The sequence below is a fragment of the Allobosea sp. 2KB_26 genome, from assembly GCF_052115715.1.
In the GTDB taxonomy this organism is placed as follows: domain Bacteria; phylum Pseudomonadota; class Alphaproteobacteria; order Rhizobiales; family Beijerinckiaceae; genus Allobosea.
On sequence record NZ_JBFRHE010000010.1, the window covers coordinates 208,259 to 232,197 of the forward strand.

Here is a 23,939-nt window from a genome sequence, read left to right on the forward strand (position 1 = left end):
AGGAACCTTTCTCCATGCGCATCACATGTCCTCATTGCGGCGCCCGCGACGTCCAGGAATTCACCTATCTCGGTGACGCCAATCCGCAGCGGCCCGAGGGAATGGCAACGACGGAAGCGGCGATGCACGATTATGTCTATCAGCGCGACAACCCGGCCGGGCGGCATCGCGAACTCTGGTATCACGGCGCCGGCTGCCATGCCTGGCTGGTCGTGACGCGTGACACCAGGACCCATGCGATCGAGGCCGTCGACACGGCCAGCGCGATCGCCAAGGGAGATGCGGCATGAGCGCCAAGCAGCCCTTCCGCCGCAGCAATGGCGGCCTGATCGACCGGGCGAGCGCCGTCGGCTTCCACTTCGACGGACGCTCCTATCAGGGCCATGCCGGCGATACGCTTGCTGCTGCCCTTCTCGCCAATGGCGTGCGGCTCGTCGGCCGGTCCTTCAAGTACCACCGGCCGCGCGGCATCCTTTCAGCAGGCCCGGAGGAGCCGAATGCGCTCGTTGAACTGCGCTCCGGTGCGCGGCGCGAGCCCAACACACGAGCGACCGTGGCCGAGCTCTATGACGGGCTGGAGGCGCAGAGCCAGAACCGCTGGCCCTCGCTCGATTTCGACATCCTGTCGATCAATTCGCTGCTCGCACCGGCGCTGACCGCAGGCTTCTACTACAAGACCTTCATGTGGCCGGCGGCCTTCTGGGAAAAGCTCTACGAGCCTCTGATCCGCCGCGCCGCCGGCCTCGGCCGCGCCGCCATGGAGGAGGATCCCGACCATTACGAGAAGGCGTTCGCTTTCTGCGACGTCCTCGTCATTGGCGGCGGACCTGCTGGGATTTCCGCCGCGCTGGCGGCAGCGCGCAGCGGCGCGCGCGTCATCCTGTGCGATGAGGATTTTCGGCCGGGTGGCCGCCTGCTCGCCGACAAGCGCGAGATCGACGCTCGCGCCGGCTCCGAATGGGTCGCTGACGCGATGGCCGAGCTCGCCAGCCTTCCTGATGTCCGGATCATGACGCGCACGACGGTGTTTGGCGTCTACGATCACGGCATCTACGGCGCTGTCGAACGCGTGAACGACCATCTGCCGGTGCCCCCGGCGCATCAGCCACGCCAGCGCTCCTGGCGCATCACCGCCAAACGCGCGGTGCTGGCGGCTGGCGCGATCGAGCGGCCTGTTGTCTTCGCCGGCAACGATACTCCCGGCGTCATGCTGGCCGGTGCGGTGCGGACCTATCTCAATCGCTACGCCGTACTGCCCGGGCGCGAGGCGGTGGTCTTCACGGCCGGCGACGATGGCTGGGCCACGGCCCGCGATCTGGCCGCTGCCGGCGCGAAGGTCGTAGCGATCGTCGATCCGCGTCCGCAGGTGGATTCGGCGCTGGTCGCACTCGGAAACGCGATCGGCGCGCGCGTCTTCGCCGGCAACGCGGTCAGCCGCGCCTCCGGCGGCAAGGCCCTCAAGCAGGTCACGATCCGCGACGCGTCCGGCCGCGAGACCAGCCTTGCCTGCGATCTGCTTGCCGTCTCGAATGGCTGGAACCCGACGCTGCACCTGACCTCGCATCAGAACACGCGGCCGATCTGGGACGAGGCGATCCAGGCCTTCGTGCCGGGCACGATGCCGGCTGGGCTCAGCGCCGCCGGCAGCGCTGCCGGGCATTTCAGCCTGGCTGAGGCACTGGCGGACGGCGCCCGCCTCGGCAGCGAAGCTGCCGCCGATTGCGGTTTCGCGGCGAAGCCGCGGGCTTCCGCGGCCAAGACCGATCCTGAAGCCGTCTCGGTTTCTCCGGTCTGGCGGGTCAAGGGCGGCAAGGGCAAGGCTTTCGTCGATTTCCAGAACGACGTGACCGACACCGATGTCGAGCTGGCGGCGCGCGAAGGTTTCCGACCGGTCGAACATCTGAAGCGTTACACCACGCTCGGGATGGCGACCGACCAGGGCAAGACCTCGAACCTCTCTGGCCTCGCCATCATGGCCGAGCAGACAGGCAAGACCATTCCCGAGACGGGGACGACGATCTTCCGGCCGCCCTATACGCCTGTGGCCATCGGTGCGCTGGCCGGCCACCATCGCGGCCCGGATTTCCGGCCAATGCGGCTTGCACCCACCCATCAATGGTCGAAGGACCAGGGCGCCGTCTTCGTCGAGACCGGCCTCTGGCTGCGCGGGCAGTACTATCCGAAGCCCGGCGAGGATCACTGGCTGACCACGGTCAATCGCGAGGTGCTGGCCGTTCGCAGCGGCGTCGGCATCTGCGATGTCTCCACTCTCGGCAAGATCGACATCCAGGGCGATGATGCCGCCGAGTTCCTGGAGCGGGTCTATATCAATGGCTGGAAGGCCCTGCCGGTCGGCAAGGCCCGTTACGGACTGATGCTGCGCGAGGACGGTTTCGTCATGGATGACGGCACGACTTCGCGGTTGGCCGAGACGCATTTCGTGATGACCACCACCACGGCGAACGCCGCCAAGGTGATGCAGCATCTCGAATTCTGCCATCAGGTGCTCTGGCCGACGCTCGATGTCCGGATGGTCTCGGTCTCCGAGCAGTGGGCGCAGGCCGCGGTTGCCGGACCAAAGGCCCGCGAGGTTCTGCGCGGGGTCGTCGATGCGCAGCACGATCTCTCGAACGAAGCTTGCCCCTATCTCGCGGCCCGCAGCGTCACGGTCGGCGACGGCATCCCGGCACGGCTGTTCCGGATCTCCTTCTCGGGCGAGCTCGCCTATGAGCTCGCCGTCCCGGCCGATCATGGCGATGCGATGATGCGTGCCCTGATGTCGGCAGGGGCGCCGTACGGGATCACGCCCTATGGCACCGAGGCGCTCGGTGTGATGCGCATCGAGAAGGGCCATGTCGCGGGCAACGAACTCAATGGCCAGACCACGGCCCGCGATCTTGGCCTCGGTCGAATGATGTCCGCCAAGAAGGATTTTGTCGGCCGCGTCATGGCTGGGCGCGAAGCCCTGATCGAGCCGGATCGTCCGGCACTGGTCGGCTTCAAGCCTGTGGAAATCGGGCAACGACTCCGAGCCGGCGCGCATTTCATCGGCCTCGGCAAGCCTGCGGCGATGGAGCATGACGAGGGCTACATGACCTCGGTCGCCTATTCCCCGGTGCTGAAGCACTGGATTGGCCTCGGCCTCTTGAAGAATGGCCCGAAACGCATCGGCGAGCGCATCCGCGCCGTCGATCCGGTGCGCAACGGCGACATCGTCCTCGAAATCTGCAATCCGGTCTTCGTCGATCCCGAAGGAGCGCGCCTCCATGGCTGACGCCGTGACAACTGCCTGGACGCCACGCGGCTCCTGGGCCGGCATTCTGGCCTCGGGCGCTTTTGGTGCCGCCGGGCAGCCCGGCATCACGATCGAGGCGCGCGACGGCCTCTGCATCGCCAGCCTGATTGCGGGAGATGGGCACCATCAGGCGCTGGCACAGGCACTCCAAGGCCGCATCGGGCTCGACCTGCCGGTGACGCCGCGCATCGTCTCCAGCACGAGCCACAGTCTGGTCTGGGCCGGCCCGGATCAGTGGCATCTGATCGCGACGGATTGGGACGGATTCGATGAGCTGCTGCGCGATCTTGCGCCGCTCGCCGCCGTCTCCGACCAGTCCGACGGGCGGGCTGCGCTGCGGCTTTCCGGGCCGAAGTTGCGCGATGCCCTGGCAAAGGGCTGCATGCTCGATCTGTACCCTTCCGTCTTCCCGGTCGGGGCTGCCGCCTTGACAAGCATCGCCTATATGGGTGTGCATCTCTGGCGGATCGCTGATGATCCGGAATCCGGTGACGCCGTTTTCGAGATCATGGTCGCACGCAGCATGGCAGGCAGTTTCTGGTCCTGGCTTTCCGCCTCCGCGGCGGAGTTCGGCTGCAGGGTGACGGCAGCGGGACGAGGTTGAGCGCAGCGCGTCGCGCGCCCTCCAACCCGAAACCCGTCCCATTGTCCCAGCGAAGGGCCGCCCCTTGAAGGGCGGCATCAGCCATGTCCGAGCGCATTTCGATCCTCACCCTTTCCTGCCCCGACCGTCCCGGCATCGTCGCCGCCGTCTCGACGCTGCTGTTCGAGGCCGGCTGCAACATCCGAGACGCACAGCAGTTCGACGACACCGAAACGGGCCGCTTCTTCATGCGCGTCGTCTTCGAGCGCCTCGCCGAGAGCAGGTCGCACGCCGAGATCGCGGAAGCCTTCGGGGACCTGTCCCGGCGCTTCGCCATGGATTTCACGCTGCGCGAGCAGCATGTGCGGAAGCGCGTGATGCTGCTGGTCTCGAAATTCGACCACTGCCTCGCCGATCTGCTCTATCGCTGGCGCATCGGCGAGCTGCCGATGGAGATCGCCGGCATCATCTCGAACCACGGTCGCGACAGCATCGCCTCGACCGATATCGGTGACCTGCCCTTCCATCATTTGCCGATCACTCGACAGACCAAGATGGAGCAGGAGGCCCAGATCTGGCAGCTCGTGCAGGAGACCCGGACCGATCTCGTTGTGCTTGCGCGCTATATGCAGGTCCTGTCGGACGGGCTCTCGGCCAAGCTGCTTGGTCGCTGCATCAATATCCATCATTCCTTCCTGCCCGGCTTCAAGGGCGCCAAGCCCTACCATCAGGCGCACGAGCGCGGCGTGAAGCTGATCGGCGCGACCGCCCATTACGTGACGCCCGATCTCGATGAAGGCCCGATCATCGAGCAGGACGTCGAGCGCATCTCGCATCGCGACACGCCTGACGCGCTGGTGCGCAAGGGCCGTGATATCGAGCGGCGGGTGCTGGCGCGCGCCGTGCTGCATCATCTCGAGGACCGCGTCGTGCTGAACGGCAAGAAGACCGTCGTCTTCACCGACTGAGGTCGCCGCGATCGGGGCGATCAAGGCCCGGGTCGTCTCAATCGTTGCGACATCCCTGGCGACGGAACCGACGCCAGGGACGATGACAGCGGGTATCCAGCCATCCGCGGCTGGGAGGCGTGGCATTTCCGCTTGCCGTTCCGCCACGCGAGCGGCAAGGAAAGATCGATGGCATCGTCACCTCTCCATCGTCTGGCGGCCGCAATCGGCCGCGTTGCTGCGCTGCCGGTACGAGGCCTGATCTCGTTCCTGATCCTGTTCGACGAGTTGGTACGCCCGCTCTACCGCCCAGCCATTCGCTGGCTGTCGGAACGGCGGTTCGTGGCGCGGGCCGAGGCGGCGATCGCCCGCATGCCGCGCTTTGCGATCCTGGCGCTGCTGGCGGCGCCGTTCGCGGTCGTCGAGCCTCTCAAGCTAGTCAGCCTCATCGTGATCGCGCGCGGCCATGTGATCAGCGGCCTGATCATGCTCGGGCTGGCGTATCTGGCGAGCTTCGTGATCGTCGAGCGCATCTACAATGCCGGCCGAAAGAAGCTCCTCACCATCGGCTGGTTCGCGCGCGGAATGGCTGTCATCACCGATTTGCGTGCGCGCACGCTGGACTGGGTGAGGCGCAGTCCGATCCATGCCTTCATGCTGCGCACGCGCGACGCCGTCCGTTCATGGTGGCGCACGCGACGGTTCTGAACCCGTCAGGTCATGAAACCTTGCGGGCGAGCGTGAACAAGGCCCCGGTGGCAAGCAACGACAGCAACACCATGAGCCCTGCCGTTGGCATCAGGCCGGCCCTCTCGATCAGGACCGCACAGACAAGCGGCGCCGCCGCCTTGACTACCAGCCCCGGCGCCGAGAGCTTGCCAAGCATCGCGCCGTATCCCGCGGGGCCGAAGAGCTGGAGCGGCAGGGTTCCACGGACGATCGAGCTCAGCCCGACGCTGATTCCATAGGCGATCGCAAAGAGTCCGGCGAGCACTGCGGTCGTCTGGCCCGTCATCAGCAGGACGAAACCGAGCGGCATCATCGCCGCCGAAATCCATGCCGTAGTCACCGGAGAGAGAGAAGCGCCGAACAGCATCTCCGCCAGCCGCCCGGCGACCTGGGCGGGGCCGACCATGGCACCGATGCCGACGGCGACCGCGGCACTCAGGCCGAGCCCCTGCAAAATGCTCAACAGATGCACCGACATGGCCGAAACGACGAAGCCCTGCAGCGAGAAGGCGAGCGCGAGCAGAACGAAGGCGAGCCGGCGCGCCTCGCCTTCGAGATAATCCGTATGGAGCAACGCCGGCACGCTCGCGGCATGCCCACGCTCCGCAGCCCGTTTGGCACGCCCTGGTAGCCCAAGGAGATGCAACGGTACGCAGAGCCCAAGCTGAAGCAGGCCGTAGAACCGGTAGATCTCGCGCCAGTCGAACTGCGCGAGCAGCGCCGTCGTCAGGGGCCAGAAAATCGTCAAGGCAAAGCCACCGATCAAAGTGAGTTGGCTGATCGAGCGTCGCGCGCCCGCGCCGCGCGACTGCGTCAGCGCCGCAAAGGCGGCATCGTAGAAGACCATGGTCGAGACCATGCCCAGGGCAATCATCGCCGCGAAATAGCTCGGGCCGCCACGTGCCTCAGCGAGCGCCAGCAGCGCGAAGCCGGCAAGAGCGGAGCCGATCGTCATCACCAGGCGTGCCCCGCGACGGTCCACTTGCCGGCCAACGACCGGAGCCACGACGCCGCCGGCCAGAAGGCTCGCGGCAAATCCGGCATAGGTCCATTCAGGGGCCCATCCAAAGCTCGCGGTCATGCTCCGGGCCAGCACCGCGAAGGCATAGTAGAGGCAGCCATAGCCGGCGACCTGTGTCACGCCGAGGGTGAGGATGAGGCCGAGCCCGCGCCCGGTCGAGGGCAGCGGCAAGGGCGAAGGCAGACTCGGCATCGAGATCAGGTCATCCGGCAAACGGCATCACGGGGTGCGACCGAATGACCATTCTTCGACTCGCCCCCCGGAGACAACGCCATCCTGCGAATACCTGGGCTGACATCATCGGCAGGGGTGAACGGCCGACCGGCCGGCAGCGGCGACGCGATGAAGTGTTACGCCGGGTCGCGCCGGCCGCTGACCGCGAAGCACTCAAACAATGGTTACAACTCGGCACAACCGCGATCTTTATCTTTGACATTCGCATCGTTAATCGCCAGTAACGCGCCCATAGAAGTATTCATAGATTAGATTTTTTCTAAATTAATAGTACAACTATTGCCTTGCCCGGTGAAATGAACCGCCCATCATTCTGACAGCAGAGAGCCAACCGGTATGAGTGCCCAGGACGAGCCCCGCCGCAGGACAGCCACGACCAGCCCTGCCGGTCGGGCGAAACGCAGCGTAGCGGGCAGCCTGCTGCTGGCACTGTCCCTCACATTTGGCCCCGCAATCGGCACAAGTTCTGCGCAGGCGCCGGCAAACGCGCCGACCGCCCAACAGCCCGCGCCACCGCCAGCCGCGACGACCGCGCCTGCGACGCCGGCTCCGAACATGGCCGCGAGCCCAAGCGGAGCCCATGAGCAAGTGGCGGTTCCCCAACAGCCGCCGGCACCGCAAGCCCCCGCCCCTGTCGCCACCGCGGCGCTCCCGCATGACCTCTCACCCTGGGGCATGTTCATGGCGGCGGACATCATCGTTAAGGCCGTGATGCTCGGGCTCGCCTTCGCCTCGCTGGTGACCTGGACGATCTGGCTCGCCAAAAGCCTGGAACTGATGGCTGCCAAGACCAGGGCGCGGCTGGCCGCGCGCCGGCTGGACGAGGCGGACAGCCTCGAGATTGCCGCCGAGAGGATCTCTGCCGGCCATGCGCGGCGCAGCGTTGTCGCCGAATTGGTTCAAGCGGCCCGCGATGAGGTCCGCCGTTCGGCGGATCTCTCCGATGACGGCATCAAGGAGCGCGTCGCCATCGCGCTGTCGCGTCGCGAAGCCCGTGCCGGCCGGGACATGGCGAAGGGCACCGGACTGCTCGCAACGATCGGTTCGACCGCCCCCTTCGTCGGCCTGTTCGGCACGGTCTGGGGCATCATGAACTCCTTCATCGGCATCTCGCAGTCGAAGACCACCAATCTCGCCGTGGTCGCGCCCGGCATCGCCGAGGCGCTGCTCGCGACCGCGATCGGCCTCGTCGCGGCGATCCCCGCCGTCATCATCTACAACGTCTTCTCGCGCTCAATCGCCGGCTACCGCGCCGTGCTGTCGGACGCCTCGGGCGACGTGTTGCGCCACCTCTCGCGCGATCTCGAGCGCGCGCGGCGCGCGGCACAGCGTCCCGGCCGCTCGCTGCATGCGGTGCCGCCGCTGATGTCGGCGGAGTGAGCCATGGCCGTTTCGCTCAAGGATCCGCAGGACGGCGATCTGGCTGAGGTCTCCGAGATCAACGTCACACCCTTCATTGACGTGATCCTCGTGCTGCTGATTATCTTCATGGTCGCGGCCCCGCTCTCCACCGTCGATGTCGCCGTCGATCTGCCCGTCTCCAATGCGCAGCCGCAGCCCCGGCCCGAGAAGCCCGTCTTTCTCACCGTGAAGGGTGATCTCTCGCTCGCGCTCGGCAACGATCCTGTCCCCCGCGAAGCGCTGCAGAATGTCCTCGACCGACAAACCAGCAGCGACCGTGAGCAGCGGGTCTTCCTGCGCGCCGACGGGACTGTCGCCTATCGCGAGCTGATGGAGGTGATGAACCTTCTGCGCAATGCCGGCTACCTGAAGATCGCGCTGGTCGGGCTCGAGGATACGGGGCAGGCAGCCATGCCGGCTGCGGGTGCAAAACCATGAAGACCGGGCCTCTCGATGACGGCGTGTCGCGACGCGTCTGGCCGGCGCTGCTACGCTGGAGCTCGGCTGGGCTCGTCGTCGTGGCCGCGCATGGCGGCATTGCCTGGCTGGCGTTGAGCTGGCGACCGGGAGAGGCCGCGGCCGGCGCGCCCGAGCCTGCCGTGATGATCGAGCTTGCGGCGGTTTCGGTTGCGCCCGAGGCCCCCGCGGCTGACCTGCCCCCTGCACCCCAGGCGACCGAGGCCGAGCCGCCCCCGCCAACCCCGGAGCCTGTTCCCGAGCCGGTCAAGGAGCCGGAGCCGCCGCCGGAACCCGAGGTGACGCCAGAGCCGGTCCACCTGCCCGAGCCTGAGATCAAGCTGCCCGAACTGCCGCAGCTTCCCGATGCCGCCGCAGTGCTCGCCCCCCCGCCTGCGCCTGCGCCCGAGAAGCCGAAGGTCGTCGAACGCAAGCTGACGCCGCCCAAGCCGCGCGTCGTCGAGCGCCGCAAGCCCGTCGAGCGCGAGAGGCCGCGGGCCAAGGAAGCCGCTGCTCCTCCTGCATCGGCCGCCCCCGCTGCTGCCCCCACCTCCGCTCCGACCGGCGCCGCCGCGTCGTCTTCCGCTTCGACGGCGTCATGGCGTGGCATGCTGATCGCCCATCTCAACCGCTACAAGCGCTTCCCGGGCGGCGCCCGTCCCGGCACGGTACAGATTGCCTTCTCGATCGATCGCGGTGGGCGGGTCCTGTCCGCACGGCTGGCCGGTAGCTCCGGCGATGCCACGCTCGACGAGGAGGCCGTCAGCATGATCCGCAGGGCGAGCCCCGTTCCGGCCCCTCCTGCCGGCATTGGTGGGGGTGGGACGATCTCGCTCGCGGTGCCGGTGCGTTACAATCGCTGAGATGAACGACCTGGGACGAGGCGGAGGCCCCGCCGCCTCGTCGATCCGTGATCAGGGCCCGCCCATGCGTCGCCGGCATTCCGCTCCGGCACGCCAGAGCCTATAGAGGGGCCCGGCCCCATTCCCGCCTCTGGATCCGCGGAAAATCACGCGATCCGGGACGCCCGATCCGAACCGCGATCCGGATTTGAGAAGACACCATCATGCTTCGCCGTTTCTTCGCCTATTACGCACCGCATCGCGGTCTCTTCATGCTGGATTTCTCATGCGCCGTGCTGTCGGGCTTGCTCGAGCTCGCCTTCCCGATCGCGGTGAAGTTCTTCATCGACTGGTTGCTGCCGGGCCAGAACTGGGGATTGATCCTTGGCTGCGCCGCAGCCCTACTGGTGATCTACCTGCTCAATAGCGGGCTGATGGCGATCGTGACCTATTGGGGCCACATGCTCGGCATCAATATCGAGACCGAGATGCGGCGGAAGGCGTTCGACCATCTGCAGAAGCTCTCCTTCAGCTTCTTCGACAACCAGAAGACCGGCCATCTCGTGGCCCGCCTCACCAAGGACCTCGAGGAGATCGGCGAGGTCGCGCATCACGGGCCCGAAGACCTGTTCATCGCAATCATGACCCTGTTCGGCGCCTTCGTGCTGATGTTCATGGTCAGCCCCGAGCTTGCGCTCGTCACCGCCGCGATCGTGCCGCTGACCGGCTGGCTGACCGGCCGCTATGGCGGGCGCATGACGCATAACTGGCAGCAGCTCTTCGGGCGGGTCGGCAGCTTCAACGCTCGCATCGAGGAGAATGTCGGCGGCATCCGCGTCGTCCAGGCCTTCGCCAACGAGGAGCACGAGCGGCGGCTTTTCGCCCGTGACAACCAGAACTACCGCCAGACCAAGCTCGATGCCTACCGCATCATGGCGGCCACCATCTCGCTGAGCTATCTCAGCATGCGGCTGACCCAGATGGTGGTGATGGTCGCCGGCAGCTACCTCGTCATCACTGGCAGCCTGAGCCAGGGCGGCTTCGTCGGATTCCTGCTGCTCATCGCCGTCTTCTTCCGGCCGATCGAGAAGATCAATTCGGTGATCGAGACCTATCCGAAGGGCATCGCCGGCTTCCGGCGCTATACCGAGTTCCTCGACACCGAACCGGATATCGCCGACCGCCCGAATGCGGTGACTGCACCGAGGCTTTCGGGGGAAATCCGCTATACGGGCGTTTCGTTCGCCTATCAGACAGGCCGCCCCGTGCTCAGCGGCATCGACCTGCATATCAGGCCGGGCGAAACGATCGCGTTCGTGGGTCCGTCGGGCGCCGGCAAAACGACGATCTGCTCGCTGCTGCCGCGCTTCTACGAGGTCAGCGGGGGAAGCATCACCATCGACGGCATCGATATCCGCGACATGACGCTGGCCTCGCTGCGCGGGCAGATCGGCATCGTGCAGCAGGATGTCTTTCTCTTTGCCGGCACGATGCGCGAGAACATCGCCTATGGCCGGCTCGAGGCGAGCGAGGCCGAGATCGTCGAGGCGGCGCGACGCGCGCGGCTCGACGAGGTCATCGCGGCCATGCCCGACGGGCTCGATACCATCATCGGAGAGCGCGGCGTCAAGCTTTCAGGCGGCCAGAAGCAGCGCCTCGCCATCGCTCGCATCTTCCTGAGGAATCCGCCGATCCTGATCCTGGACGAGGCGACCTCAGCGCTGGACACGCAAACCGAGCGTGCCATCCAGCAATCGCTTGCGGACCTGTCGCAGGGCCGCACCACGCTGATGATCGCGCATCGTCTCGCGACCATCCGTGACGCCGACCGGATCGTGGTGGTGGATTCGACGGGGATCGCCGAGCAGGGCAGCCATGCCGACCTGGTCAAGGCCGACGGCATCTACCGCCGACTGCACGAGGCGTAAGCGCCCCCCGGTCAGGTATCGGCCCGAAAAGTACTGTGCGCGTTTCGGGAAAACCGGTGCAATCACAGAAGGTCAGATCATCGGACCGGATACGATATCCGGTTCGCTGATCTAAACGATCTGGTTGCGCAACTGCGCGTCACCACGCGCCAGCCGGTCGAGATTGTCGATCAGGATATCGACGACATTCGTCTCGTAGGCGCGCGTCTCACCGGCGCTGTGCGGGGTGACGATGACGTTCGGCTGCCCCCAGAAGGGCGAGGCCGGCGGGAGCGGCTCGTCATGGAAGCAGTCGAGCCCGGCGCCCGCCAGGCGCCCCGAGCCCAGCGCCTCCAGCAGCGCCGCCTCGTCGACGACACGGCCACGCGCAACATTGACCAGGAGAGAGCCCGGGCGCATGGCGGCAAGGGCCGCCTTGCCGATCAGCCCTTCGGTCTCGGGCGTCAGCGGGCAGGTCAGCGCCACGATATCGGCGTGCAGCAGAACCTCGCTCAGCTTGTCCGGCGTCACGATCGCATCGATGCCGGGCTCGGGGTGCTCGCTGCGGCGCACGCCGATGATGCGCAGCCCGAACGCCGCAGCCAACCTCGCCAAACGCAGGCCGATCCGTCCAAGGCCGACAATGACCAGCGTCTTGCCGCCAAGCTCGTCCTCACGCCGGGCGCGATCACCGATCATCGGCCGCCAATGCTTCGCCATCTGGTTGTCGCGGGCGAGATGAATCTGACGGGTAAGGCCGAGGATGAGCGCCATGGCGTGTTCGGCAACGGCGCGCTCATTGCCCCCTTGCGCACTGGCGAGGCGAAGGCCCGCCGAGGCGAAGGCGGGCTTGTCGAACTGATCCGTGCCGGCGCTGATCGACTGGACGAAGCGCAGGCGCGGGCAGGCAGCGATCAGTTCGTTGCGCCAGAGACCGGAGACGACGAGGACATCGGCCTCGGGAGCACGTGCCCTAAGCTCGTCCAGGCCGCGGACCTCGAAACTTTTCGCCGCGCGCTTGCGCGTCGCGAACTCGGCACCGAGCTGGTAGGCGGCATGGGCGAAGCCGATCGTGAGTTCGCGCTCGTGAGGCCAGGACGTCATTCCGTTCTCCCCTTTGGTGACGGCTGGAGCTTAGTGGCGCGAGGCGGCGCCGTCCCGGGCGTCTTGCACTCACGCCCCATGTCGCTCAGGCAGGCGGGAAGGATGCCAGTGCATCCTTGAGCCGGGTCCATTCCGGCACGCCTGCCGGCAATCCGAAGCGCAGCCAGCCGACATTGTTCTGGAAGCGGCGGACATAGATGCCGTTGCGGCCGAGATGGGCAAAGAGCGCGACCGCGACGGGTGTCGCCAGCAGCCGAAACAGGGAGGTTCCGCCGACGACCTCGCCGCACGTTTCCAGCAGCGAGTCGAGCCGGCCAGCGTCCTGTGTGCGAGCGGCGGAGGTCGCCGCCAGCCAAGCTACATCACCGAGCGCCTGCGCCCCGAGATGAAGCGCGGGGCCGGCCACCGCCCATGGACCCAGCGCGTTGCGCAGGATCTCCGTCAGGCGTGGCTCGCCAATCGCGAAGCCGAGGCGCAGGCCCGCCAGACCATAAGTCTTGCCGAAGGAGCGCAGCACGATGGTCGCCGGAGGCAGCTCCGGGATCAAACTCGCCTCGGGCATGAAATCGATGAAAGCCTCGTCGATGACGAGCAATCCGCCACGGGTCGCCAGGCTTCGGGCAAGCGCGGCGAGCTGCTCCCTCCCGATCACCCGTCCATCGGGATTGTTCGGGTTGACCACCACGACCACGCCAGCGTCGCCGACATCGTCGAGCCTTTCGATCTCGTGGACGGCCCGGCCGGCCTTGCGCCAGGCGAGCGCATGCTCCGCATAGGTCGGGCCCAGCACGGCCACCGCTCCCGCGCTTGCAAGCCGCGGCAACAGCTCGATCAGGATCTGGGTGCCAGGCGCCGCGACGATGCCGGCCGCTGCGGATACGCGATAAGCCTGACGCGCGGCAGCAAGCAGTGCCGCCTCGTCCCGCGCTCCCGGCAGACGCTGCCAGAGGCTTAACGGCAGCTCAGGAACCGGATAGGGGATTGGATTGATCCCGGTCGAAAGATCGATCCATGGCTCGGGCGCCTCCGGGAACAGCGCCTTCGCCTGTGCCAGATCGCCGCCATGCCAGACCTTGCCCGCCGCCTCAGTCATTCCCGCCCCGCATGAGCCTGTCCGATTCCCTGCCGCTCCTCGCCGCCGCGCTGATCATCGAAGCGGGATTCGGCTACCCCCAGGGCTTGTATGCGCTGATCGGCCATCCCGTCACCTGGATCGGTGCGCTGATTTCCCGCCTCGATCGGACGCTCAATCGCGAGAGCGACTCGTTCACCATGCGCAAGGCGGCCGGCGGCCTCGCCCTCGCGCTATTGCTTGCCGTCGTCTTCATCGTCTCATGGGGGCTGACCCTGCTCTGTCGCGGCCTCGGCCCGCTTGGCTGGCTGCCGCTCGCACTGCTCGCCTCCAGCCTGATCGCACAGCGCAGCCTGCACGACCATGTCGCACGCGTCGCCGAAGGGCTGGAGCGGGATGGCCTCGCCGGCGGTCGCGCGGCCGTTTCGATGATTGTCGGCCGCAACCCCGAAACTCTCGACGAGGCCGGGGTTTCCCGCGCCGCGATTGAAAGCCTTGCCGAGAATTTCTCGGACGGGATCGTCGCCCCTGCGCTCTGGCTCGCCGTCGGCGGCCTACCCGGCGGCGCGCTCTACAAGGCAATCAACACCGCCGATTCGATGATCGGCCACAAGACACCGCGCCACCTCGCCTTCGGCTGGGCGGCGGCGCGTCTCGACGACCTCGTCAACCTTCCGGCCTCTCGCCTCACCGCGCTGCTGCTGACCGCAGCCGCCGCACTCGACCGAACGTCAGACCCCAGCAATGCGTGGCGAGCTGTCCGACGCGACGCCCGCCATCATCGTTCGCCCAATGCCGGCTGGCCGGAAGCCGCGATGGCGGGTGCGCTCGGTCTCCGGCTGGCGGGCCCGCGCGTTTATGGCGATGTCAGGGTCGACGACGGCTGGATGGGGGATGGCCGGGCGGAAGCGGGCGCGGCGGATATCCGGCGGGCGCTCGCTCTTTATCGGAGGGCGTGTCTGCTCCTGTGGGGGCTCGCGATTACAGGCGCCTTCGCCGCGCTCGCCTTGTAGATCATCGGACCGGGCATCGCATCCGGACCGATGATCTCACCTTCTGTGTTTGCATCGGCTGTCCCGAAAGCCGCGATCCACTTTTCGGGCCGATGCTTGAGCCTCAGAACTCGATCCCGGCCTGTGCTTTCACGCCCGCTGCGAAGTGATGCTTCACCAGCGTCATCTCGGTGACGAGGTCGGCAACAGAGATCAACTCGGGCTTCGCATTGCGGCCGGTGACAACGATATGCAGATCAGGGCGCCGGTTCGCCAATGTCTCGACCACCTCCGCCAGCGGCAAATAGTCGTAGCGCAACGCGATGTTGAGCTCGTCGAGAACGAGCAGGCGTATCTCCGGATCGTCCATCAGCGCCTTCGCCTTGGCGAAAGCGCGCTCGGCGGCGGCGATATCGCGGGCCTTGTCCTGCGTCTCCCAGGTGAAGCCCTCGCCCATCGTGTGCCAGACGATGCGATCGCCAAAGGCGTCGAGCGCCTTGCGCTCACCGGTCGCCCAGGCGCCCTTGATGAACTGCACCACCCCGACGCGCCAGTCATGGCCGAGAGCCCGCAGGATCAGACCGAAAGCGGCGGTCGACTTGCCCTTGCCAGGCCCCGTATTGACGATCAGGAGCCCCTTTTCGATCGTCTTGGCGGCGACCTCGGCATCCTGCACCGCCTTCCGCTTTTCCATCTTGGCCTTGTGGCGGGCGGCCTCGTCAGCATCGATTGTCATCACAACTCCCTGCTCATTTCACCTGCATCGGCAGACCCGCGACCATGAAGATCACCCGGTCGGCCCGCGCCGCAAGCATCTGGTGCAACCGGCCCGCCTCGTCGCGGAACCGCCGGGCGAGCGCATTATCCGGCACGATGCCGAGCCCGACCTCGTTGGAGACCAGGACCACCGGGCCTCGTGCCGCGAGGCAGGCCTCGACCAGTTCGCGGCTCGCAGCCGCCACATCCTGCTCCGCCAGTATCACATTGGTCAGCCAGAGCGTCAGGCAGTCCACTAGGATGGGCTGCCCCGCGGGAACCGCGCGGATCGCCTGCGCCAGGGCCAGCGGCGCATCGATGGTCGTCCAGTCCTGCGACCGGCGGGCGCGGTGCTCGGCAATCCGGGCGCGCATCTCCTCGTCGTAGGCCTGCGCCGTGGCGAGATAGGTCCAGGGCGCCGACACCATCTCGATCAGGGCCTCGGCATGGCGGCTCTTGCCGGAGCGGGCGCCGCCCAGAACGAGGGTGAGAGGGGAAAGGATCGCTGCCACTGCCAAAATCTCAGCCCAGGGAAGATCAGCCTAAGGAATGGACATGCCGAGGGAAGCGAAGCAAGCCGGGATGGGCCAGAGGAGATCGCATCGCTTCACTGCGCTCGCAATCACGATCGCTGCATTGCACAGCACCGTGCAGATGGCTAATGATCATCCCTGACGGTGCCTCTGCAAGGAGGTGAAAAGGGAACGCGGTGCGATACCGCGGCTGCCCCCGCAACTGTAAGCGGCGAGTTTCGCGCCATCGGCCACTGGGATTGTCCCGGGAAGGCGGCGAGAGATCCGGACCCGCGAGCCAGGAGACCTGCCGTCAGCGAGTGATGCAATCCAGCGGGCTGCCGGCGGGGTGGCCAAGGAGACCGAGATGACGACGAATACGGCTTCGATCACCACCCAGGCCAGCGCCTCCGAGCGCGTCAAGGCTGCCGCAGCTGCCCTGGCACTCGGTGCAGCCCTGATCTTCACCGTCGGCTTCGCCCATTCGACCAGCGTACACAACGCGGCCCACGACACGCGCCACACCCTCGCCTTTCCCTGCCACTGAGGGAATCGCAACATGGTCAATCGTGTTCTCACGGTCAGTCTTCTGGCCGGGCTTATGGCTGGGCTATTGGTTGCAGCACTCCAGCATGTCACCACCACGCCGCTGATCCTCAAGGCGGAAACCTTCGAGACGGCGCTGCGGGCGGCCGAACTGCAGCACGCCAGCTTCACCGGCGATGCCAGGATCGTCCTAGCCCATGGCGGCCCTGACGCGGCAGACCACGCCGAGTGGAAGCCGCAGGACGGCTTGCAGCGCACGGCCTTCACCACCATCGTCACCATTGCGACCGCGATCGGTTTTGCCGCCCTGCTGCTCGGCGGCATGATCGCCGCAGGCGATGCCATCACCGAGCGGACCGCACTGATCTGGGCGGCGTGCGGGTTCCTGGCCTTCGGCCTCGTGCCCGCAACCGGGCTCGCACCCGAGCTGCCCGGCAGTGCGTCAGCCGAATTGCTTCACCGCCAGACCTGGTGGATCGCCACGGCGCTCGTCACTGCTGGCGGGCTCTGGGTCTTCCTTCGGGCAGAGGCCCCCTGGTTGCGGGCGCTTGCCGTGCTGGCGGTGCTCGTGCCGCATCTGATCGGCGCGCCACATCCCGCCGCTCCGGAGAGCAAGGTCCCAGCCGAAATCGCGGCGCATTTCGCCGCGCTCTCGCTCGCCCTCCAGGCCGCCCTCTGGCTCGCCACCGGCTTTGCCGTCGGTGTGCTCTGGCCCTGGGCAACGCGCCGTGCCGCCGCCCCGGCCAGGGCCTGACGCTGAGCGCGATCCCCCCGGGATCGCGCCGGGAGCAAGGAAGCGGCCCATGCCCGAAGGCAATGTCACCATTTTCGTCTGCGTCGCCTGCCGGCGTACGCGGGCGGACCTGCCGGAGGGGTACGATCAGCCCGGACTGAGCTTTGCCGAAGCGCTGCGTGAACGCATCGCACGCGACGGCGGTACGCTTCCGGTCGAACCTGTCGACTGCCTCGCGGTCTGCAATCGCCCCTGCACCGTCGCCTTGGCGGCGGACGGGAAATGGACCTATCTGATCGGCGACCTCGACACCGACGCCCATATCGACGAAGTCGTCGGCGCAGCTGCGAGTTTTGCAGCCAGCACGAACGGTATCGTTCCCTGGAAAGAAAGACCCGCCTCGTTCCGCAAGGGCGTGGTCGCGCGCGTACCGCCTCTCCCGGTGCGCCAACAAGGATGAGACCATGAACGCTCCCCAAGCCCGCTCGCTGGGCAAGATCCCCTGCACGATCATCACCGGCTTCCTCGGTGCCGGAAAGACCACGCTGGTGCGTCACCTGCTGGAGAATGCCGGGGGCAAGCGCATCGCTGTGCTGGTCAACGAGTTCGGCGATCTCGGCTTCGACGGCTCCTTCATCGCCGGCTGCGGGATTTCCGGCTGCACCGCGGAGGACATCGTCGAGCTGCCGAATGGCTGCATCTGCTGCACCGTCGCCGACGACTTCGTGCCGGCGCTGGAAAAGCTGCTGGACCGGCCGAACCCGCCGGAGCACATCCTGATCGAGACGTCAGGGCTTGCGCTGCCGAAGCCGCTGGTCAATGCCTTCAACTGGCCGGCCATTCGTTCGCGTGTCACAGTGGACGGCGTTATCGCCGTGGTCGACGCGCCGGCGGTCGCGGATGGCCAGTTCGCGGATGATCCGGACGCTCTCGCCGCGCAGGCGGCGCAGGATGCGGCGGTCGGTCACGACAACCCGCTCGAAGAGGTGTTCGAGGACCAGATTCTCTGCGCCGACCTGATCCTGCTCAACAAGAGCGATCTCGTCGATACGGCCGGTCGCGAACGCGTCAAAGCCGAGATCGCCGCGCATCTGCCGAAGGCGATCAAGATCGTCGAGACGGCCCATGGCAAGGTCGAGCCCGCCCTGATCATCGGCCTCAACGCGGCTGCCGAGGCCGATCTCACTGGGCGCCCCTCGCATCACGAGAGCGCCGAGGACCACGACCACGACGATTTCGAGAGCCTCGACTTCGCTCTCGCCGCCGCAACCTCGCCTGAGGCCCTATCGGCCCGCGTTGCCAGGGCTGCGGAGGCCGAAGGCGTGCTGCGCCTGAAGGGCTTTGCCGCGATTCCGGGCAAGCCGATGCGGCTCGTCGTGCAGGGCGTCGGTCGCCGGGTCAGCCACCATTACGACCGCGCCTGGGCGGCCGGCGAAGCCAAGGATGGCCGGCTCGTGGTGATTGGCCTGAAGGGATTTGACCGCAAGGCCGTGGAGGCCGCCCTCGCGGGCTGAGCCATGCACCTCCTCCCCTCAAGCGAGATCAGGCTCGACGACGGCGAAGACGCCGTCGATCTCGCCCTGCCGCCGGGGGATGTCCTGGTGCTCTCCTTCGCCGACAGCGACCTTTCGGCGCTGGCGGCCGCGGCTGGCACGAGCGAACTCGCTGTCAGGCTTGCCTCGCTGCGCTGGCTGAAACACCCGCTCTCCGTCGATTTTCTCGTCGAGAAGACGGTGGCGCATTCGCGCTTCGTGCTGGTCCGCTGTCTCGGCGGGCTGGACTACTGGCGTTACGGCATCGAGCAGCTTGCGGAAATCTGCCGACGGGCCGCGATACCGCTCGTCGTCCTGCCCGGCGACGACCGACCGGACGAGCGTCTGGCCGAGTACGGCACCGTCGAGCCGCGTTTGGCGGCGGAACTTCTCACCTATTTCCATGCCGGTGGCGGTGCGGAGAATATGCGCCGACTGCTTGGTCGAGTGCATGCGCTCCTTCGCGGGGAAGGCGATGCGTCCGACCTCGCCCCCATCCCCCTGCCCTCGCTCTTCGCCCTTGGTGCGGGCGGTGCTCCGCTCGCATGGCGCGAAGCGCTCGCGCAGCGCCCCGTCGCGAACGCGCTGGTCCCGATCCTGGTCTATCGCTCCAGCGTCGCCGCGGGAGACACCGCCATGGCGGAGGCCATCGCGGAGGCGCTGAGAGCGCGGGGGCATGCCCCGCTGATCCTGGCCCTGACGAGCCTGAAAGACCCGGCGGTCACGGGCGAACTCTCAGCCCTGATCACCGCACGCAAACCAGCCGCCATCATCACCACCACCGCATTCTCGGCCCGCGACGGCGCGGATTTCGTGCTGGATGCCGCCGACTGCCCGATTTTGCAGGCCGTTCCCGTGAGCAGCCCGCGCGATGCCTGGGAGGCCTCGCCACGCGGACTGTCCGGAACCGACCTCGCCATGCAGGTGGCGCTGCCGGAATTCGACGGGCGGCTGGGCGCGCTTCCCGTGGCTTTCAAGGCCGAGACGACGGACGATCGGACCGGCCTGACGAGCCGCCGGCTGGTTCCTGATCGCGATGGTGTCGCTGCCCTCGCCGATCTCACCTCGGGCTGGATCGCGCTGGCCGGAAAACCGGCCGCCGAACGCAACCTTGTCCTGGTCATGTCCGACTATCCGGCGCGCGGAGGGCGGGCCGGCTTTGCAGTCGGGCTCGATACGCCGGCCAGCGTCGAGGCCATTCGCGAGCTGCTGGCCAAGACCGGATACGATATCGGCCCCTCGGAACGGACCGCCATCCCGGGCGAACCCAGGGAGAACCGGGATGGTCACCTCGCTCACGGCGACGACACGCGTTTGATGCAGGCGCTGACGGAGGGGCCGGCAGAGTTTGCAGTCCCGCTCGCCGAGTATCGCGCCTGGCTCGCCGCCATTCCCGGCGCGGCACGCGGGGCACTCATCACGGCCCATGGCGAACCCGAGGCGGACGGCGCCTGCGACGGCTCGGCATTCCGTTTCCGTGTGGTCCGCTATGGCCGTCTCACCATCGCGCTGCAGCCCGCTCGCGACACAACACCCGACCGCAAGGCGCGCTATCACGACCCCGACGCGCCGCCGGGCCATGCCTATCTCGCCTTCTATCTCGGCCTCAGGCAGTTTGCTGACGCCGATGCCCTCATCCATCTCGGTACGCATGGCACGACCGAGTGGCTGCCCGGCAAGGCAGTGGCGCTCTCTGCAAGCTGCTGGCCGCGGCTTGCGATTGGCGGCCTGCCGTTGATCTACCCCTATGTCGTCGATGACCCCGGCGAGGCGGCTCCTGCCAAGCGCCGGCTTTCGGCCGTGACACTCGGCCATCTCCCCCCCGAACTGGTCCATGCCGATGCCGCCGGCGAAGTGGCGCTGCTGCGTGATCTCGTCGAAGAATTTTCGCAGGCGCAGGTCCTCGATCCGCGCCGCGCCGAGATCGTCGCCCGCGAAATCCGGGAACGAGCCGAAGCAAGCGGGCTGGCGGAGGCCTGCGGTGTCACGCCCGATCTCGAGATGGCGAGCGCTCTGAGTCAGCTCGACGCGCATCTCTGCGACATCGCCGAACTGCCCTTCCGCGATGGGCTGCATGTCTTCGGACGGGCTGCACATGATCCCGTGTCATCCCGCAATGAGTGCGACAACCTTCTGCGCGCGCTGGCCGGGCGGTTCGTTCCGCCCGGCCCTGCCGGCTCGCCGCATCGCGGGCAGAGCGATGTCCTGCCGACCGGCCGCAACCTCTCGACGCTCGATCCGCGCGCCATCCCGACCCGAGCCGCCGCGCGCCTCGGTGCCCGCGCCGCCGCGTCGGTGATCGCGCGCCATCTCCAGGATCATGGCGATTATCCGCGCCGGATCGTGATGGATCTCTGGGCCTCGCCGACCCTGCGCTCGGGCGGCGAGGACATCGCGCATGCGCTTGCGCTGATGGGCATCGCGCCTCTCTGGGATCATGCCTCGACCCGCGTCACCGGATTTTCCGTCGTTCCGCAGGCCAAGCTCGATCACCCGCGCATCGACGTCACCATCCGTATCTCCGGCGCCTTCCGCGACACATTCCCAGGTCAGATCGCCCTGATCGACGCCGCCGCGCGCGCTGTCGCCACGCTGGACGAAGCCGATGAGTGGAATGAGCCGGCCGCGGCCCGCCGGCGCGGCGAAGACGTCGCGCGCATCTTTGGCCCGGCACCCGGCCGCTTCGGCGCGGCCATGGCCGACCGCGCGCTCGATGGGCAATGGGAACATCGCGGCGACCTTGGCGCAGCCTATCTCGCGGCCAGCAGCCATGCCTTCGGTGGTGCGGAGGGCCTCGCCAGCGCCGATCCCGGCTTCGCACATCGCGTCGCCAGGGCCAACGCCTTCGTGCATGTCAGCGACACGGCGGGGCGCGACATTCTCGAAGCGACCAGCGCGGCCGATGTGATCGGCGGCTTTGCGGCGGCGGCGCGGGCGCTCGGAAGCGAGGCTGCGCTCTACAGCCTGGACAGTTCCAACCCGGAAGAACCGAAGGCGCGCACCCTGGCCGAGGACATTGCGCGCATCGTCCATGGCCGGCTCTGCCACCCGCGCTGGATCGCCGGCCAGCTTGCCCATGGCTGGCGCGGTGCGGCCGAGCTCGCAGAGACCGTCGACACGCTCTTCGTCTATGCGGCCAGCACCGACGCGGTCTCGGACGGACTGTTCGACGCCGTATTCCAGGCCTATTGCGCGGATCCGGCGATCTGGAGCGCGCTGGAGCAGGCCAATGCGCCCGCGGCCGCCTCGATCCGCGCGCGGCTGACGGAAGCCGAGCGGCGTGGCCTCTGGCAGAGCCGGCGCAATTCCGTGGCCGCCTTCCTCGCCAGCAAGGACGCGGCGGAATGACTGCCCCGACACAAGAAGTGCTCCGGCGCGGCTGGTGCCCAAGCACGCTCCGGCCGATGGAAACCGGGGATGGCTGGCTCGTCCGGCTGCACCCGCCGGGCGGACGGGTGCGGCCTGCACAATTGCGACGCATGGCGGATCTGGCCGAAGAGACAGGCAACGGCCTCGTCGAGATTTCCAGCCGCGGCAATCTCCAGATCAGGGGTGTGCGGCACGAGGCCCATCCCGCCCTTGTCGAGGCCTTGCTGGCGGAGCGGCTGGTCGACGAACCCGGCGGGCCGGGGCCGCAGCGCCTGGTGCTCGCTTCACCGCTCGCCGGGCAGGATGCGGGCGACCTGATCGATGCCGCCATTCTGGCCGCATCCCTGGAGCTCCAGGGGCGCACCGTCTCAGGCTTGCCGCCCAAGACCAGCGTCATCGTCGATGGCGGCGGCGAGCTCGCGCTCGATGGCGTTGCCGGGGATCTGCGGGTGGTTGCGATTGACCGGGACGCCGTCGTGATCGGCCTGCCGCAGGGCGGTTGGCTTGGTCCGATCGCACCTGACAATGCAGGCGCCCTGGCCGCAAGGCTGTTGTCGGGCTTTGCGGCCTACCGACGGGCCGAACCTGACAGGATCCATCGCCTGCGCGATCTTGACGACGACCAGATTGCGGCTCTGATCGATGCCTGCTCGGTATCACGGACGAATGCGCCAGCGGTTCGCCCAGCCCCGCGGCGAGTCGGGCTCTTCGCGTTGCGCGCCTCCCGTCTTGCCCTGATCGCGGGCCTGCCGTTCGGCCGCTCGGACACTCGGACATTGTCGCGGCTATGTGAGGCTGCCAGCGCGCATGGCGTCAGCGAAATCCGCTTTTCGCCCTGGCGCGGGCTGGCTTTCCTGGGACTCGAGCACGATGCCGCCGCGAGCCTCACCGCACGATGCGAGGCGCTGGGGCTGATCACGCGCGACAACGACCCGCGGCTCTCGGTACAGGCATGCTCCGGCAAGCCGGCCTGCCTGCGCGGCGAGACGCAGACGACGGGCGATGCCGCAGTTCTGGCCGAAGCGGCAGCCTTGCTCCTTGCTGCGGGCCTCAGCCTGCATCTGTCGGCCTGCGTCAAATCCTGCGCGCAATCAGGCCCGGCCGATCTCACCCTGGTCGGGCATGACGGGCGCTACGACGTGGTGATCGGCGGAACGACGCGGGACAAGCCGATGGCGAGGCTTGACCTTTCGCAGATTGTGCAGCGTCTGCAGCCGGGACAGGACATTCACACCCGCCTGACCGCAGGCCGGCTTTCAGGACCACAGGTTTGAACACGCGCTACGATTATATCCGCGAGGGCGATGCGATCTATGAGCGCTCCTTTGCCATCATCCGGGCCGAGGCCGATCTCTCCCGCTTCTCAGGTGCGGCCGCCCGCGTAGTGGTGCGGATGATCCATGCCTGCGGCATGACCGACCTGCCGCGCGATGTCGAGATGTCAGCCGATTTCACGGACGCCGCCGAAGCCGCGCTGCGTGCCGGCGCACCGATCCTGTGCGACGCCAAGATGGTCGCCAATGGCGTGACCCGCGCCCGCCTGCCGGCCAGCAATGCGGTGATCTGCACGCTCGACGAGGCCGAAGTGCCGGCACTGGCGAAGCAGGCCGGCACGACGCGCTCGGCAGCGGCCATGGAACTGTGGCGGCCACATCTCGCAGGAGCCTTGGTCGTCGTCGGCAATGCCCCGACCTCGCTTTTCCGCCTGCTCGAAATGTTCGACGCCGATGCGCCAAAGCCGGCAGCCGTAATCGGCATCCCGGTCGGTTTCGTCGGTGCAGCCGAATCGAAGCAGGCGCTGGCGCAAGACGGCCGCGTGCCCTTCCTTGTCGTGCATGGGCGCCGCGGCGGCTCTGCGATGGCGGCGGCTGCCGTCAACGCCCTGGCGCAAGAGAAGGAGTGAGCCGG

General features: G+C 67.4%; 22 protein-coding genes and 1 riboswitch. Of the genes, 17 read left to right on the plus strand and 5 right to left on the minus strand.

Features of this window, described 5'->3' with window-relative positions; all coding sequences use genetic code 11:
* Positions 1-14: 14 nt before the first annotated feature.
* From AB4099_RS24140 to AB4099_RS24160, 5 genes are all read left to right on the plus strand, one after another.
* Complete coding sequence (locus AB4099_RS24140; protein WP_441479889.1) at positions 15-290, plus strand: sarcosine oxidase subunit delta; 276 nt, start codon at positions 15-17, stop codon at positions 288-290.
* Positions 287-3,274, plus strand: a complete 2,988-nt coding sequence (locus AB4099_RS24145) for a sarcosine oxidase subunit alpha family protein (RefSeq protein ID WP_441479890.1) — start codon at positions 287-289, stop codon at positions 3,272-3,274. The genes AB4099_RS24140 and AB4099_RS24145 overlap by 4 nt, the downstream gene beginning before the upstream one ends.
* On the plus strand, positions 3,267-3,899 hold the full coding sequence (locus tag AB4099_RS24150) for a sarcosine oxidase subunit gamma (RefSeq protein ID WP_441479891.1): 633 nt from the start codon (positions 3,267-3,269) through the stop codon (positions 3,897-3,899). The genes AB4099_RS24145 and AB4099_RS24150 overlap by 8 nt, the downstream gene beginning before the upstream one ends.
* 83 nt (positions 3,900-3,982) lie before the next feature.
* Positions 3,983-4,846: a formyltetrahydrofolate deformylase gene (purU, locus tag AB4099_RS24155; RefSeq protein ID WP_441479892.1), complete on the plus strand. Its 864-nt coding sequence runs from the start codon at positions 3,983-3,985 to the stop codon at positions 4,844-4,846.
* Positions 4,847-5,014: 168 nt separating this feature from the next.
* Positions 5,015-5,533, plus strand: coding sequence for a hypothetical protein (locus AB4099_RS24160; protein ID WP_441479893.1), 519 nt, complete (start codon positions 5,015-5,017; stop codon positions 5,531-5,533).
* Between the two features lie 10 nt (positions 5,534-5,543).
* Here AB4099_RS24160 and AB4099_RS24165 read toward each other — a convergent pair whose 3' ends face one another.
* Positions 5,544-6,767, minus strand: coding sequence for an MFS transporter (locus tag AB4099_RS24165; protein WP_441479894.1), 1,224 nt, complete (start codon positions 6,765-6,767; stop codon positions 5,544-5,546).
* A 378-nt stretch (positions 6,768-7,145) separates the two neighbouring features.
* On the opposite strand from AB4099_RS24165, the gene exbB reads away from it, so the two are divergent.
* From exbB to AB4099_RS24185, 4 genes are all read left to right on the plus strand, one after another.
* A complete protein-coding gene (gene exbB, locus AB4099_RS24170) occupies positions 7,146-8,189 on the plus strand; it encodes a tonB-system energizer ExbB (protein ID WP_441479895.1) in 1,044 nt (347 codons plus the stop codon).
* A 3-nt stretch (positions 8,190-8,192) separates the two neighbouring features.
* Entirely contained in the window at positions 8,193-8,648 is a 456-nt protein-coding gene (exbD, locus tag AB4099_RS24175) for a TonB system transport protein ExbD (protein WP_441479896.1), read from the plus strand.
* A complete protein-coding gene (locus AB4099_RS24180; RefSeq protein WP_441479897.1) occupies positions 8,645-9,529 on the plus strand; it encodes an energy transducer TonB family protein in 885 nt (294 codons plus the stop codon). The genes exbD and AB4099_RS24180 overlap by 4 nt, the downstream gene beginning before the upstream one ends.
* A gap of 203 nt (positions 9,530-9,732) precedes the next feature.
* A complete protein-coding gene (locus AB4099_RS24185) occupies positions 9,733-11,436 on the plus strand; it encodes an ABC transporter ATP-binding protein (protein ID WP_441479898.1) in 1,704 nt (567 codons plus the stop codon).
* Between the two features lie 111 nt (positions 11,437-11,547).
* On the opposite strand, the gene AB4099_RS24190 is transcribed toward AB4099_RS24185, so the two are convergent.
* The gene (locus AB4099_RS24190) at positions 11,548-12,519 is read right to left on the minus strand and encodes a D-2-hydroxyacid dehydrogenase (protein WP_441479899.1); all 972 of its coding nucleotides are present in this window, start codon (positions 12,517-12,519) and stop codon (positions 11,548-11,550) included.
* A gap of 85 nt (positions 12,520-12,604) precedes the next feature.
* Positions 12,605-13,612, minus strand: coding sequence for a threonine-phosphate decarboxylase CobD (cobD, locus tag AB4099_RS24195; RefSeq protein WP_441479900.1), 1,008 nt, complete (start codon positions 13,610-13,612; stop codon positions 12,605-12,607).
* A gap of 11 nt (positions 13,613-13,623) precedes the next feature.
* Here cobD and cbiB point away from each other — a divergent pair, with 11 nt between their 5' ends.
* Positions 13,624-14,604: an adenosylcobinamide-phosphate synthase CbiB gene (gene cbiB, locus AB4099_RS24200; RefSeq protein ID WP_441479901.1), complete on the plus strand. Its 981-nt coding sequence runs from the start codon at positions 13,624-13,626 to the stop codon at positions 14,602-14,604.
* A 103-nt stretch (positions 14,605-14,707) separates the two neighbouring features.
* Here the strand turns inward: cbiB and cobO are convergent, their stop codons facing one another.
* Complete coding sequence (cobO, locus tag AB4099_RS24205) at positions 14,708-15,319, minus strand: cob(I)yrinic acid a,c-diamide adenosyltransferase (RefSeq protein ID WP_441479902.1); 612 nt, start codon at positions 15,317-15,319, stop codon at positions 14,708-14,710.
* 13 nt (positions 15,320-15,332) lie between these two features.
* Complete coding sequence (gene cobU / locus AB4099_RS24210; RefSeq protein ID WP_441479903.1) at positions 15,333-15,857, minus strand: bifunctional adenosylcobinamide kinase/adenosylcobinamide-phosphate guanylyltransferase; 525 nt, start codon at positions 15,855-15,857, stop codon at positions 15,333-15,335.
* A gap of 140 nt (positions 15,858-15,997) precedes the next feature.
* Positions 15,998-16,180: riboswitch (cobalamin riboswitch) on the plus strand.
* A gap of 38 nt (positions 16,181-16,218) precedes the next feature.
* Here cobU and AB4099_RS24215 point away from each other — a divergent pair.
* From AB4099_RS24215 to AB4099_RS24245, 7 genes are read left to right on the plus strand one after another with little or no spacing between them, the layout of a single operon-like run.
* The gene (locus AB4099_RS24215; protein ID WP_113518044.1) at positions 16,219-16,398 is read left to right on the plus strand and encodes a CbtB domain-containing protein; all 180 of its coding nucleotides are present in this window, start codon (positions 16,219-16,221) and stop codon (positions 16,396-16,398) included.
* A gap of 12 nt (positions 16,399-16,410) precedes the next feature.
* A complete protein-coding gene (locus AB4099_RS24220; protein ID WP_441479904.1) occupies positions 16,411-17,151 on the plus strand; it encodes a CbtA family protein in 741 nt (246 codons plus the stop codon).
* A gap of 49 nt (positions 17,152-17,200) precedes the next feature.
* Positions 17,201-17,590 (plus strand): DUF1636 family protein, encoded by a 390-nt coding sequence (locus AB4099_RS24225; protein WP_441479905.1) that lies wholly within the window; start codon positions 17,201-17,203, stop codon positions 17,588-17,590.
* A gap of 4 nt (positions 17,591-17,594) precedes the next feature.
* Positions 17,595-18,644 carry a cobalamin biosynthesis protein CobW gene (cobW, locus tag AB4099_RS24230; RefSeq protein WP_441479906.1) on the plus strand — a complete coding sequence of 350 codons (1,050 nt, stop codon included), beginning with the start codon at positions 17,595-17,597 and terminating at the stop codon, positions 18,642-18,644.
* A gap of 3 nt (positions 18,645-18,647) precedes the next feature.
* Positions 18,648-22,010 (plus strand): cobaltochelatase subunit CobN, encoded by a 3,363-nt coding sequence (gene cobN / locus AB4099_RS24235; RefSeq protein WP_441479907.1) that lies wholly within the window; start codon positions 18,648-18,650, stop codon positions 22,008-22,010.
* Positions 22,007-23,305 (plus strand): precorrin-3B synthase, encoded by a 1,299-nt coding sequence (gene cobG / locus AB4099_RS24240; protein WP_113518033.1) that lies wholly within the window; start codon positions 22,007-22,009, stop codon positions 23,303-23,305. The genes cobN and cobG overlap by 4 nt, the downstream gene beginning before the upstream one ends.
* The gene (locus AB4099_RS24245; RefSeq protein ID WP_113518032.1) at positions 23,302-23,934 is read left to right on the plus strand and encodes a precorrin-8X methylmutase; all 633 of its coding nucleotides are present in this window, start codon (positions 23,302-23,304) and stop codon (positions 23,932-23,934) included. The genes cobG and AB4099_RS24245 overlap by 4 nt, the downstream gene beginning before the upstream one ends.
* The last annotated feature ends 5 nt before the right edge of the window (positions 23,935-23,939 follow it).